Consider the following 12,517-nt stretch of genomic DNA (forward strand, 5'->3'; position numbering starts at 1 on the left):
CTTCACAGGAAGTCCTCAGCCGGGTGGTGCTATGCGGGGAAGCGGCGGTCCACCCACCGCCACGCGAGCTCCAGCACCACCCCCGCCGCCACCGCGATCCCCACCGCCGTCCAGGGCATGACCGTGCCCACCAGCCTCAGCGCGAAGAAGTCCTGGAGCCAGGGCACCACCAGCACCAGCAGGAAGCCCAGGCCCATCGCCAGGACAAGGCCGAGCCGCCACCAGGTGTAGGGGCGGGCGATGATCGCCAGCACCCACAGGGCGACCAGGAACAGGGTCAGGGTCGCCGCGCTGGTCTCCGCCTCCAGGGCGTCCGGGCCCCCGTAGTGGGCGCGGGCGAGCAGATAGGTGAGGAACGTGGCCACCGCCGCGATCACGCCGGCGGGGATCGCGTACCGCATGACGAGCCGTACGAAGTGGGGCTTGGCCCTCTCCTTGTTGGGGGCGAGGGCGAGGAAGAAGGCCGGCACTCCGATGGTGAGGGTGGACAGCAGCGTCAGATGGCGGGGCAGGAAGGGGTACTCCACCTGCCAGCAGACCACCAGGACCGCCAGCAGCACCGAGTAGACCGTCTTCGTGAGGAAGAGGGTCGCCACGCGCGTGATGTTGCCGATGACCCGGCGGCCCTCGGCGACCACCGACGGAAGCGTCGCGAAGCTGTTGTTGAGCAGCACGATCTGGGCGACCGCCTTGGTGGCCTCCGAGCCCGAGCCCATCGAGACCCCGATGTCGGCGTCCTTGAGGGCGAGCACGTCGTTGACGCCGTCACCCGTCATGGCCACGTTGTGGCCACGGGACTGGAGCGCGTCGACCATGTCCCGCTTCTGCCGTGGGGTGACCCGGCCGAAGACCGCGTTCGCGTCGAGTTCCGCGGCCATGGCGTCCCGGTCGGCGGGGAGGCGGCGGGCGTCGACGGTGTGCTCGGCGCCCGGCAGCCCGAGTTTCCCGGCGACCGCGCCCACCGACACCGCGTTGTCGCCGGAGATGACCTTCGCCGCGACGTCCTGCTCCTCGAAGTAGGCCAGGGTGTCCGCGGCGTCGGGCCGCAGCCGTTGTTCGAGCACGACCAGGGCTGCGGGGCGGGCGCCGGCGGCCACATCGGGGGCGTCCAGCTCGTCCGCCGTGCCGCCCGTGTGAGCCCTGCGGGCGGCACGCGCGAGCAGCAGCACCCGCAGCCCCTTCTCGTTGAGCCCGTCGGCGTCCGCGAGCACGGGGTCGTCCGGGGGGAGCAGCACGTCGGGCGCACCCAGCAGCCACGCGGAGCTCTGGCCGTCGCCCTCGCTGAAGGCCGCCCCGCTGTACTTGCGGGCGGAGGAGAAGGGCAGCGAACGCGTACAGCGCCAGTCGTCGCTGTCCGGGTACGCCTCGATGATCGCCTGGAGCGAGGCGTTGGGCCGGGGGTCGGACTCCCCGAGCGCGCCGAGCACCTTGCGTATGTACGCCTCGTCGAAGCCGTCCAGGACGCGCAGCGCGGTGACGTCCATCCCGCCCTCGGTGAGCGTGCCGGTCTTGTCCAGGCAGACCACGTTGACCCTTGCGAGTCCCTCGATCGCGGGCAGTTCCTGAACGAGGCACTGCTTGCGGCCGAGCCGGATCACCCCGATCGCGAAGGCCACGGAGGTGAGCAGCACCAGGCCCTCGGGGATCATCGGGACGATCCCGCCGACGGTCCGGGCGATGGAGTCCTTGATGTTGTCGCCCTTCACCACCAGCTGGCTGATGATCAGACCGATCGCGGTCGGGATCATCATCCACGTCACGTACTTGAGGATGGTGGAGATACCGGACCGCAGCTCGGAGCTGACCAGCGTGTAGCGCGAGGCCTCCTCGGCGAGCTGTGCGGCATACGCCTGCCGGCCCACCTTGGTGGCGGTGAAGGCGCCCCCGCCCGCGACCACGAAGCTGCCGGACATCACCTGGTCGCCGCGCCGCTTCAGCACCGGGTCCGACTCACCGGTCAGCAGGGACTCGTCGACCTCCAGGCTGTCCGCCTCGGCCACCTCGCCGTCGACCACGACCTTGTCCCCCGGTCCCAGCTCGATGAGGTCCCCGAGCACGATCCCGGCCGTGGACACCTCGGCGGCGACCCCGTCGCGCCGCACGGTGGGTCTGGCCTCGCCGATGACGGCCAGTCCGTCGAGGGTCTTCTTGGCGCGCAGCTCCTGGATGATGCCGATGCCGGTGTTGGCGACGATCACGAATCCGAACAGGGTGTCCTGGAACGGCGCGACGATGAACATGACCACCCACAGCACGCCGATGAGCGCGTTGAAGCGGGTGAGGACATTGCCGCGGATGATGTCCGCGGTGGAGCGGCTGCTGCGCAGCGGTACGTCGTTGACCTCGCCGCGCGCGACCCGTTCGGCCACTTCGGCGGCGGTGAGCCCGCCGGGGCGGTGTCTGACGGGAAGCTTGACGGGGTGCACGGGGTCGAGCTCCGCGCCCGCGTCGATGAGAGCCCGGCCTGTGGTGGGCCCGGGGCCGTCGCTCCCAGCCCGTTGCGTCATGTTCTCGACGGTACGGCGGGCCGGGCGGGTTCACCCGCCGAGAACGTCGGGATCAGGCCAGGGTCACGCCGGGGCAGGCGGCCGCTATCGGGCCGTCAGGCCGGTCGGACTCGGGCCGGTCATGCCGGTTCATGCCGGTCGGGCAGTCGGGCAGTGGGCGGGACACGCAGGTGACGCCTCGCCGTGCCGGGGTCAGACCGCGGGGTGTCCGTCCTCGGCGGCGGACCCGGCCTGGGCGGCGCGCTTGATCGCCGCGTCGCGCTTGCGCACGTACCAGATGCCGATGAGCCCGAGACCGCCCCCGGCCAGGCAGGTCCACACCCACCAGGTGAGCTCGCGCTCCGCGAACCAGCCGTAGAAGGGGAGCTGCACGAGGAACAGGACGAACCAGATGATCGTGCCGCCGGTGATGGTGGCGACGACGGGCCCCTCCAGGGGCTCGGGTGCCTCGTGCTTGGGGGTCCACTTCGCCATGCGGTCAGTGTAGGCGGCCGTCCCGGGCAGGCGACTGGCCGTTGCCTGCGGGCGTCTACGCGCGGAGATACCGATCTTCCTCTTATACGTTCATACTGAAGCGGTTTATGTCCGGCCCGAATCCTTCGTATGAACGTCCAAGGAACTCCCGAGGGCACGCAAGGAACTCGGCAAGAACCCTTCACGAGGTCCCGCATGCCCCCCACGGCCACCGCCCACGCGGACGCCCAGCCGCAGCAGCCGCCACAGCAGCCGGACTCCGGTCGCCCCGGCGCTCCCCTCGGCCCGCTCGACCGGTTCTTCAAGATCTCCGAGCGCGGCTCCACGATCCCCCGCGAGGTACGCGGCGGCTTCGCCACCTTCTTCGCGATGGCCTACATCATCGTGCTGAACCCGATCATCCTCGGCAGCGCGAAGGACATGTACGGGCACCAGCTCGACGGCGGCCAGCTGGTCACCGCCACCGTGCTCACCGCGGCCCTGACCACCCTGCTGATGGGCGTGATCGGCAACGTCCCGATCGCGCTGGCCGCCGGGCTCGGCGTGAACACCGTCGTCGCGCTCCAGCTCGCCCCCCGGATGAGCTGGCCCGACGCCATGGGCATGGTCGTGCTCGCCGGTCTCATCGTGATGCTGCTGGTCGCGACCGGCCTGCGGGAGCGCGTGATGAACGCCGTGCCGCCGGGCCTGCGCAAGGGCATCGCCATCGGTATCGGCCTCTTCATCATGCTGATCGGCCTGGTCGACTCGGGCTTCGTCTCCCGGATCCCGGACGCCGCCCACACCACCGTCCCGCTCCAGCTCGGGCTCACCGGCCACCTCGGTGGCTGGCCGGTGCTGGTGTTCGTCCTGGGCACGCTGCTCACCCTCGCGCTGATGATCCGCAAGGTGCCCGGCGCCATCCTGATCTCGATCGTCGTGATGACGGTCGTCGCCGTCGTGATCCAGCTGGTCGCGGGGCTGCCGGGGACGGCCTGGGGCCTCACCGTCCCCGAGTGGCCGGGCAACCCGGTGGCGACCCCAGACTTCGGGCTGGTCGGCCAGGTCAGCCTGTTCGGCGGTTTCGGCAAGGTCGGCCTGCTCACCGGCGCGCTCTTCGTGTTCACCGTGCTGCTGTCCTGCTTCTTCGACGCGATGGGCACGATCCTCGGCGTCGGCGACGAGGCCAAGCTGGTGGACGGGAAGGGCGAGTTCCCGGGGATCAACAAGGTGCTGATCGTCGACGGCATCGCCGTGGCGGCCGGCGGGGCCACCTCGTCCTCCGCCAACACCTGCTTCGTGGAGTCCACGGCGGGCGTCGGCGAGGGCGCCCGGACGGGCCTCGCGTCCGTCGTCACGGGAGCGCTGTTCGCGGTGGCGCTGTTCTTCACGCCGCTCGCCACGATGGTCCCGTCCCAGGCGGCGACGCCCGCGCTGCTGGCGGTCGGCTTCCTGATCCTGGCGGGTTCGGTCAAGGACATCGACTGGAGCGACCACACGATCGCGGTCCCGGCGTTCCTGGCCATGGTGATGATGCCGTTCACCTACTCGATCACCAACGGCATCGGCATCGGCTTCATCGCCTTCGCCGTGCTGCGGCTGGCGGCTGGGCGGGGCCGCGAGGTGCCGGTGGCGATGTACGTCGTCTCAGCGGTGTTCGTCTTCTACTACGCGATGCCGGCGCTGGGGCTCACGTAACCGGGACCATGCGGCCGCGATGCCGGCGCTGGGGCTCACGTAACCGGGACCATGCGGCCGCGATCCGCATGACCGGGACCCACGTGGCCCGAACCCATGCGGCCGGGGCTCACCTGATCGGGTGAACCGGCCCGGGCCTCCCGGTGCCCCTGACCCCCCGGTCAGCCCCGGCCCCGCCCGGGTCGGCACCCCGGGCCGTAGAACCTCTCCGTCTCGTCGACCGCCGCCTTGAAGCGCTCGTCGAAGTCGTCGCGCATGAGCGTCCGGACCACGTAGTCCTGGACGCTCATGCCGCGTTTGGCGGCATGCTTCCGGAGCCGGGCAAGCAGCTCCTCGTCCATACGCAGGCTGAGCACTGTCGATGCCATGTCAGCCAGGGTCTCTGGCCAGAACCGCTCGGTGCGTCGTTTTCCGGACCCCTATCACCCGTTCGGGTGACCCCTCGCACACCTCACGCGCCAGCCGGGAATCGGTTGGTCTTTAGGCTACGTAATGAGTTACGCTAATGAACATGCCTGACCTTTCCCGTCCCGTGGCGTCCACCGCGGCGTCCACCACCGCGGCCGAGGCCGCCGGAGTGGACCCCACCGCACTGGACGCGGCAGCGGTGGACTCCCTGCGCTCAGCCGTGATGCGGCTGGGCCGGCGCCTGAAGCACCAGCGCGTCGACGAGTCGCTGAGCCCCACCGAGATGTCGGTGCTCGGCACCCTGGCCCGCTGCGGTTCCGCCACCCCCGGTGAGCTGGCCCGCAGGGAGCATGTGCAGCCGCCGTCGATGACGCGCATCGTGGCACTGCTGGAGTCCAAGGGCCTGGTCCGGCTGGAGCCGCACCCCGATGACCGCCGGCAGAAGGTGGTCAGCCAGACCGAGCAGGCCGAAGCCATGCTCGAGGAGAGCCGCCGTAAGCGGAACGCCTGGCTGGCATCCCTCGCCGAGGGTCTGGACGAGGACGAGTGGGCCAAGCTGCGCGCAGCGGCCCCCGTACTGGAGAAGCTGGCGCATCTGACACCCCCGTCCGGGAGCTGACAACAGCCGACCACGGCCCCGGACCTTCACCCGATCGGCGCAAGGAGGCGAGCCCTTTTGAGTACGGGACCCGGAGCAGACTCCGCACCCGGACCGAACCCCCACCGCAACCCGAACCCTTCATCCGAGGCCGAGCCGGGGCCGACCCCGGAGAGCGCCTCCCCCTCCGGGACGTTCTCTTCCCTCAAGGTCCGCAACTACCGGCTGTTCTTCACCGGAGCCATCGTCTCCAACACGGGCACCTGGATGGCCCGTATCACCCAGGACTGGCTGGTCCTGAGCCTGACCGGATCCGCCGCCGCCGTCGGTATCACGACGGCCCTCCAGTTCCTGCCGATGCTGCTGTTCGGCCTCTACGGCGGCGTCATCGCCGACCGCTACCCCAAGCGCAACATCCTGCTCTTCAGCCAGACCGCGCTGGGGCTGTGCGGGCTCGCGCTCGCCGTCCTCACGCTGTCGGGCCATGTGCAGGTCTGGCACGTGTACCTGATCGCGTTCCTGCTCGGCATGGTCACGGTCGTCGACAACCCGACCCGGCAGTCCTTCGCCTCCGAGATGGTCGGCCCAGACCAGATCCGCAATGCCGTCAGTCTGAACTCCGCGAACTTCCAGTCGGCCCGCCTGATCGGTCCGGCCGTCGCAGGTGCCCTGATCAGCGCGGTGGGCAGCGGCTGGGCGTTCCTGCTGAACGGCCTGTTCTTCCTGGCCCCCGTCATCGCGCTGCTGCGGATGCGCACCAGCGAGCTGCACAAGTTGGAGCGCGCCCCGCGCGGCAAGGGCCAGCTACGCGAAGGGCTGAAGTACGTCGCAGGGCGGCCCGAGCTCATCTGGCCGATCGTGCTGATCGGCTTCGTCGGCACCTTCGCCTTCAACTTCCCGATCTGGCTCACGGCCTTCGCCGACCAGGTCTTCCACGTCGGCCCGGGCAGCTACGGCCTGCTCAACACCCTGATGGCGGCGGGCTCCCTGGCGGGCGCGCTGCTGTCCGCCCGCCGCGGCTCGTCCCGGCTGCGGATGCTGGTCGGGGCGGCGGCGCTGTTCGGCGCCCTGGAGATCGTGGCGGCGCTGTCACCGTCGTTCTGGCTCTTCGCGCTGCTGCTCGTACCCCTCGGCATGGTCGGTCTGACGGTCAACGTCACCGCGAACTCCTCGGTGCAGCTGGCCACCGACCCGGCGATGCGGGGCCGCGTGATGAGCCTCTACATGATGGTGTTCTTCGGCGGTACGCCACTGGGCGCACCCATCGTCGGCTGGATCACGGACACCTACGGCGCCCGCACCGGCTTCGCCGCGGGCGGCGCGGTCTCACTGCTCGCCGCCGCCGTGATCGGCCTGATCCTGGTCCGGGTCGGGGGCCTGCGGATGCGCGTGGACCTGCGGCAGGGCCGCCCCCGCGTCCGCTTCGTGCCGCGCGAGCAGCGGCAGCTCACCGCGGCGGCCTGACGGGGCCCGCCGCCGCGGGCCGGGGGGCGGGGTGTGCGGGGCGGGAGCGTCTCCCTCACGTCGCACGACGTTCGCATACGCTCGAACGCCCGCTGTCGGAACACGGAAGAACGGAACAACCCCGGTATGCCGCGACAGGCCGCGCAGGACTTACCGAGCCCGCGCCGGAGCCCGGTACACAAGAGCCCGGTGCGGAGCCGGGGCCCGGCCAGGGCCATCGCGCTGGCGGCGCTCCCTCTCTACGTGACCATGATCGCGTCATCGGCGGGTGCGCTGGTGGACACCGCCGTGCTCGGCAGACACGGCACGGCGTCACTGGCGGCCCTCGGCCTCACCCTGGCGTTCTCCCTGCCGGCCACCGCGACCGTCGCCGGTGCCATGCGCGGGCTGATGCCGTTCATCGCGGCGAAGGAGAACGACCCCGACGCGCTCGTACCCGTGGTCCGCGACGGCATGTGGCTGGGCATCGGCACCGGGCTGCTCGGCGCCGTGGCGGTGGCGGCGGTGCCGTTGACCGGCCGGGCGTCCGGTGTGCCCGCCGGCACTCTGGCGCAGCTGGGCGCACTGCCGGCGCTGCTCGCGAGCAGCGTGCTGATGGCCGCGCTCGGAAGCTCGGCCACGTCCGCGCTCATCGGCCTGGGCCGGTCCAGTCTGGTGATGCGGGCCGGTCTCGCGGGCACGGCGACGGCCGTGGTGCTCTCACTCGTGCTGGTCGGCGGTGCCGGGTCGTGGCACGGGCTCGGGGCAACGGGAGCGGGTATCGCGATGCTGGCCTCCAGCACGATCAGCGCCACGGTCGCACACTGGGCCCTGCGCCGCTCCACGGTTCTGGCCGGACGACGCCTGGGGATCGGGCGCCCCCACCTCCGGGCGCTGCTGGCCCTCGCCCGGGTCGGGCTGCCGCTCGCCGCGACCGTGCTCATCAAGTTCGGCGTGCTCGGCGTGCTCGCGCTGGCCGCGGCCCGGGCCGGCAGCGGCAGCGCTGCGGCGCACAGCATCGCCGCCTCCCTGGTGAGCGTGGTCTTCACGGCCGCGATCGCGATCGGCCAGGCGACGATCCCTCTGATGGGCCCGTACGTGAAGGCGGGCGACGCCTCAGGAGTGCGGCGCGGAGTGGTCGCCGGGCTGAAGGTGGCGCTGGCGACCGTGCTCGCCCTGGGTGCCGCGGTCCTGCTGTTCCGCTCCCCGGTGGTCTCGGTCTTCACCCATGACCCGGAGCCCCGCGGTCTGGTGACCTCCCTGCTCCCGCTGATCCTCGCCGTGGTCGTCCTGGACGCACTGCAAGCGGTGCTCGGCTTCGGTCTGATCGCCATCAAGGACACGGTGCCGAGCCTCGCCGTCTTCGCCGTGTGCTACGGGACGCTCGCACTGGCGGCGATCCCCCTCGCCGCCTCAGGCGGACTGGGCGCCCTGTGGACCGCCCTGGCCTGCGCCAACGCCTTGCTGGTCATCGGCCAGGCGTGGTTCTTCCACCAGCGCAGCGGCAGGCTCCGCCCGGCGCACCACGAGCCCGAGACCCAGCGACGCGGCGACGAACAGCCCGCCCAGCAGGAGCCAGCCGGGCACACCCCAGCCGACCAGTAGCGCCGTCAGCACCAGGGGCCCGGCGGTACGGGCCACGGTCAGGCCGGTGCCGAAGAAGCCCTGGTACTCCCCGGTGCGCCCGGCCGGGGCGAGGTCGAAGCTGATCTGCCAGGAACCGGCCGAGTGCAGCATCTCCCCGGCGAGATGCAGCACCGCGCCGGCGACGAGCGCGGCGACGACCACCCACACCGGCATCGCGGCACCCGACAGCGCCATGACGGCGCACGAGGCGAAGAGGATGAGCCCGGACCGCCGCACCGCGCCCGTGGCCGTGCCCAGCGAGTGCACCCCCCGCGCGGCCCTGACCTGGAACGCCGCCACGCCCAGGGTGTTGACCACGAACAGCGCCGATGCCACCCACTCCGGTGCCTCGGTCCGCTCGCTGATCCAGAGCGGGATGCCGAGGCTGAGCAGCGGCATCCGCAGCAGCAGCACGGCGTTTACCAGCGTGATCAGTACGTACGGCCGGTCACGCAGCACGCCCCGCCCGGCGGCCGGCCCGGCAACCGTCCCGGCGCCCCGCACGACGGGCAGCCGCGCCAGCACCACCGCGCACACCGCGAAGCTCACCGCGTCCATCGCGAACACCGCGAGATATGCCCCACGGCTGCCCGCGTACAGCGCCAGCCCGCCCGCCCCGGCCCCCAGGGCGAGCCCCGCGTTCAGCGTGGACTGGAGATGGGCGAGCACGGCCGTGCGCTCCTGCTTCGTCACGAGCCCGGCGAGCAGCGCCTGCCGGGCCGCCGCGAGCCCCGACACGGCGGCCGCGTAAAAGCACGCGGCGACGAGGAACGGCCCGAAGGACCGCACCACGAGGAACGCCCCGATCGCCGCACCGGCCGCGAGCGCCAGCAGCACCGCCGTCCCCCGCGGACCCCGCCGGTCGGCGAGCCGCCCGAGCGGTACCCCGACCGCCGAGCCGAACGCCCAGGCGAGGGTCAGCCCGAGGCCGATCCGCACCGGGGACAGCCCGACGACATGGGAGAAGTAGAGGGCGGACGTGGTGTAGAAGGCCCCGTCGCCAAGGGAGCTGACGAGCTGTGCGAGAGCGAGCCGACGGGCGGCAGGGCCTGCGGGCGGGAGGATGCGGATCGTCGTCACGGCAGCAACGCTAGGCTCCCAATGCCCCTTTCCCCAGGTCCATTCGGCCGCCTTCCGACTGGGCCACTCACCGGCGGCCGACGACGACGGTCGCGTGCCACTCATCCGACATGGCGACCCACGGCTCCAGCCCGCCGCGCCCCACGGCCTCGACCGCTGCCGCCGCCTGCCGTTCGCTCGTCTCGAACAGCAGACACCCACCCGGCGCCAGCCAGCGTCCGGCCTCCGACGTCACCCGCCGCAGCACGTCGAGCCCGTCCGCACCGCCGTCCAGAGCGACCAACGGTTCGTGCACCCGCGCCTCGGCGGGCAGCAGCCCGACCTCCTCGGTGGGTACGTAGGGCACATTGGCGGCCAGGATGTCGATCCGTCCCCGCAGCTCACCGGGCAACGGCCCGAAGAGATCCCCCTCGTACACCCGCCCCCCGTACGCCCCCACGTTGCGCCGCGCACACCGCACCGCAGCCGGGTCCACATCGGCCGCGTACAACTCCACCCCGCCATCCGCCCCGCCGTTCAGCACGGCTGCCAGTGCGGCCCCCACCGCCCCCGTGCCGCAGCACAGATCGACGACGAGGCCCGCGTCCGGCCGGGCGTCGAGCGCCTGCCGTACGAGGAACTCGGTACGGCGCCGTGGCACGAACACCCCGGGATCCACAGCGATCCGGAGTCCGCGGAACTCGGCCCAGCCGAGGACATGTTCCAGCGGGTGCCCGTCGGCGCGCCGCTCGACCATGGCGGAGAGTTCGGCGGGGGTCCGGGCGGTGGAGAGGAGCAGTGCCGCCTCGTCCTCGGCGAAGACACAGCCTGCGGCGCGGAGCCGGGCGGAGACGGCGAACGAATCAGAAGAAGAAGCGAGTGACACGGAAGCGGGAGCCTTTCGGAAAGCCGAGCGGGGCTCCCTCAGCCGTCTACGAGGACGGCGGCACGGAGGCGAGCACCCAGCCTGCTACAGCGGTAATGGGTCCCACCTCCTCTTTCCGGTCACGACACGACGGGCAGTCACTCTACCCGAGCACACCCGGCAGTCACGGAACCGTGCCGTCGATTCACGGCAGGCGCCCCTCCCTGTTGACCTCCCTGACCCGCGCCCGCAGCATCTCCCCCGGCGTCGCGGACCGCAGCGACTCCGGCGGGCAGTCCCACTCCCGGCCGCCGCCCGGGGGGCGGAGCTGGACGTAGGGGCCGTCGGCGTCCATGACACGGCCGATGCGGCCGTCACGGGAGTCGACGGCGAAGTCGCCGCGGCGGGGGCGGGGCGACGAAGGGAGAGCGCTCATCAGCGGCCCTCGTGCAGGACCGCGGCAAGCCGCAGCGCCGTGTCCAGGTTGCAGCGCCCGAGGTCGACCAGCGGGTAGTCGGCCGTCTCGCTGGTGATCGACAGCAGGTCCACGCGGATGGAAGGCAGGCTCACTCCCTTCGAGTCGAGCTCCGCCCTGAGCTGGGCGATGACCACTTCCGCGGCACGGATTCTGTCTTCCGGTGGGACGGCCATCGGATACCTCCACTCTGAGTGTTCGCGTTCTTTACACAGCGTGGCGGGCCGAGGGCTAGCCTGGCCAGTATTGGCGGCCCAACAACCCCACTTGCGTGACAGGGAGTTGACATGCCTGGACCGAAGTGCCTCGATCCGTTCGCCTCTCCCCGGGCCCTGATCGGCTCGGAGTTGAGGCACGCCCGCGAGCGGGCGGGGCTCAGTCAGCGCGAGCTGGGGGAAATGCTTCATGTGAGCGGCACGTTCATCGGGCAGCTTGAGGACGGCTCACGGCGGATACAGACCGCGCTCGCGTGCAGACTCGACGAGACACTCCGCACGGGCGGGTTCTTCGAGCGGAACTGCAAGGCCCCCGGCAAGTCGAAGTATCCCGACCACTTCGCCGAAGCCGTGGAGATGGAGGCGGCCGCGACGGCCATCAAGGAGTACGACCCGGCGCTGATCCCGGGGCTGCTCCAGACGGCTGCGTACGCACGGGCGGTGTGCCGGGCGTATCAGCCGACCGCGCCCGAGGAGTACATCGACAAACTGGTCGAGGCACGGCTGGAGCGGGCGGTGATCCTCGCCCATCCAACAATGCCGCTGTTGTGGGCGGTTCTGGACGAGGCCGCACTGCGGCGGAATGTCGGCGGCGGGGCGGTGATGGCGGAGGCGCTCGGGCATGTCGTCGCGCTGGCACGCCGCAATCGGGTGATCGTCCAGGTGATGCCCTTCACTACAGGGGCCCATGCGTCACTCGAAGGCTCGCTCAAACTGATGACCTTCAGCGACGCGCCCCCGGTCGCCTACCGCCAAGCCCTGGGCTCAGGTCACCTGGAGGACGATCCTGTCACCGTCGCCCGTTGCCAGCTGACCTACGATCTGATCGCGGCGAGCGCATGGTCGCCCGAGGATTCCCTGGCCCTGATCGAGTCGGTGGCGGAGGATTACGCGCATGAAGAGCACCAGCCCTGAGTACGACCTGAGCAGCGCCATCTGGCACAAGTCCAGCTACAGCGGCGGCAGCGGCGGGAACTGCGTCGAGGTCGCCACCTGGCGCAAGTCCTCCTACAGCGGCGGCAGCGGCGGGGACTGCCTCGAAGTCGCCGACGACCACCCCGGCATCGTCCCCGTCCGTGACTCCAAGAACCCCGAAGGTCCCAAGCTCGTGTTCCCGGCCGCCGCCTGGTCCGCGTTCATCGCCGACGTCAAGCGCGCCTGAGCACCGTC

The 12,517-nt window shown here is 71.2% G+C and carries 12 protein-coding genes and 1 pseudogene; 6 read left to right on the forward strand and 7 right to left on the reverse strand.

Features of this window, described 5'->3' with window-relative positions; translation table 11 throughout:
* Window positions 1-29 precede the first annotated feature (29 nt).
* Both ABZ532_RS16015 and ABZ532_RS16020 read right to left on the reverse strand, forming a co-directional pair.
* Window positions 30-2,507, reverse strand: coding sequence for a cation-translocating P-type ATPase (locus tag ABZ532_RS16015; RefSeq protein WP_361283056.1), 2,478 nt, complete (start codon window positions 2,505-2,507; stop codon window positions 30-32).
* Between the two features lie 192 nt (window positions 2,508-2,699).
* Entirely contained in the window at window positions 2,700-2,981 is a 282-nt protein-coding gene (locus ABZ532_RS16020) for a DUF2530 domain-containing protein (protein WP_361283058.1), read from the reverse strand.
* 195 nt (window positions 2,982-3,176) lie between these two features.
* Between ABZ532_RS16020 and ABZ532_RS16025 the strand changes: the two genes are divergently transcribed.
* A complete protein-coding gene (locus ABZ532_RS16025) occupies window positions 3,177-4,658 on the forward strand; it encodes an NCS2 family permease (RefSeq protein ID WP_361283060.1) in 1,482 nt (493 codons plus the stop codon).
* A gap of 161 nt (window positions 4,659-4,819) precedes the next feature.
* Here the strand turns inward: ABZ532_RS16025 and ABZ532_RS16030 are convergent, their stop codons facing one another.
* Window positions 4,820-5,026: a ribbon-helix-helix protein, CopG family gene (locus ABZ532_RS16030; protein ID WP_361283061.1), complete on the reverse strand. Its 207-nt coding sequence runs from the start codon at window positions 5,024-5,026 to the stop codon at window positions 4,820-4,822.
* Between the two features lie 263 nt (window positions 5,027-5,289).
* On the opposite strand from ABZ532_RS16030, the gene ABZ532_RS16035 reads away from it, so the two are divergent.
* From ABZ532_RS16035 to ABZ532_RS16045, 3 genes and pseudogenes are all read left to right on the forward strand, one after another.
* On the forward strand, window positions 5,290-5,685 hold the full coding sequence (locus ABZ532_RS16035) for a MarR family transcriptional regulator (protein WP_361283306.1): 396 nt from the start codon (window positions 5,290-5,292) through the stop codon (window positions 5,683-5,685).
* Window positions 5,686-5,742: 57 nt separating this feature from the next.
* Window positions 5,743-7,128 (forward strand): MFS transporter, encoded by a 1,386-nt coding sequence (locus ABZ532_RS16040; protein WP_361283063.1) that lies wholly within the window; start codon window positions 5,743-5,745, stop codon window positions 7,126-7,128.
* Window positions 7,129-7,893: 765 nt separating this feature from the next.
* Window positions 7,894-8,433, forward strand: a pseudogene (locus ABZ532_RS16045) (MATE family efflux transporter); the annotation flags it as partial.
* Window positions 8,434-8,520: 87 nt separating this feature from the next.
* Here the strand turns inward: ABZ532_RS16045 and ABZ532_RS16050 are convergent.
* The 4 genes from ABZ532_RS16050 to ABZ532_RS16065 all read right to left on the reverse strand — a co-directional run bounded on the left by ABZ532_RS16050 (window position 8,521) and on the right by ABZ532_RS16065 (window position 11,308).
* The gene (locus ABZ532_RS16050; protein WP_361283065.1) at window positions 8,521-9,813 is read right to left on the reverse strand and encodes an MFS transporter; all 1,293 of its coding nucleotides are present in this window, start codon (window positions 9,811-9,813) and stop codon (window positions 8,521-8,523) included.
* A gap of 67 nt (window positions 9,814-9,880) precedes the next feature.
* The gene (locus ABZ532_RS16055) at window positions 9,881-10,678 is read right to left on the reverse strand and encodes a putative protein N(5)-glutamine methyltransferase (protein WP_361283067.1); all 798 of its coding nucleotides are present in this window, start codon (window positions 10,676-10,678) and stop codon (window positions 9,881-9,883) included.
* A gap of 184 nt (window positions 10,679-10,862) precedes the next feature.
* Window positions 10,863-11,093, reverse strand: coding sequence for a hypothetical protein (locus tag ABZ532_RS16060; RefSeq protein WP_361283069.1), 231 nt, complete (start codon window positions 11,091-11,093; stop codon window positions 10,863-10,865).
* On the reverse strand, window positions 11,093-11,308 hold the full coding sequence (locus tag ABZ532_RS16065) for a hypothetical protein (RefSeq protein ID WP_361283071.1): 216 nt from the start codon (window positions 11,306-11,308) through the stop codon (window positions 11,093-11,095). The genes ABZ532_RS16060 and ABZ532_RS16065 overlap by 1 nt, the downstream gene beginning before the upstream one ends.
* A gap of 111 nt (window positions 11,309-11,419) precedes the next feature.
* Here ABZ532_RS16065 and ABZ532_RS16070 point away from each other — a divergent pair, with 111 nt between their 5' ends.
* Both ABZ532_RS16070 and ABZ532_RS16075 read left to right on the forward strand, forming a co-directional pair.
* Window positions 11,420-12,262, forward strand: a complete 843-nt coding sequence (locus ABZ532_RS16070) for a helix-turn-helix transcriptional regulator (protein ID WP_361283072.1) — start codon at window positions 11,420-11,422, stop codon at window positions 12,260-12,262.
* Entirely contained in the window at window positions 12,243-12,509 is a 267-nt protein-coding gene (locus ABZ532_RS16075; protein WP_361283074.1) for a DUF397 domain-containing protein, read from the forward strand. The genes ABZ532_RS16070 and ABZ532_RS16075 overlap by 20 nt, the downstream gene beginning before the upstream one ends.
* Window positions 12,510-12,517 lie beyond the last annotated feature (8 nt).

The organism is Streptomyces sp. NPDC019396, from assembly GCF_040632375.1.
Taxonomy (GTDB): domain Bacteria; phylum Actinomycetota; class Actinomycetes; order Streptomycetales; family Streptomycetaceae; genus Streptomyces.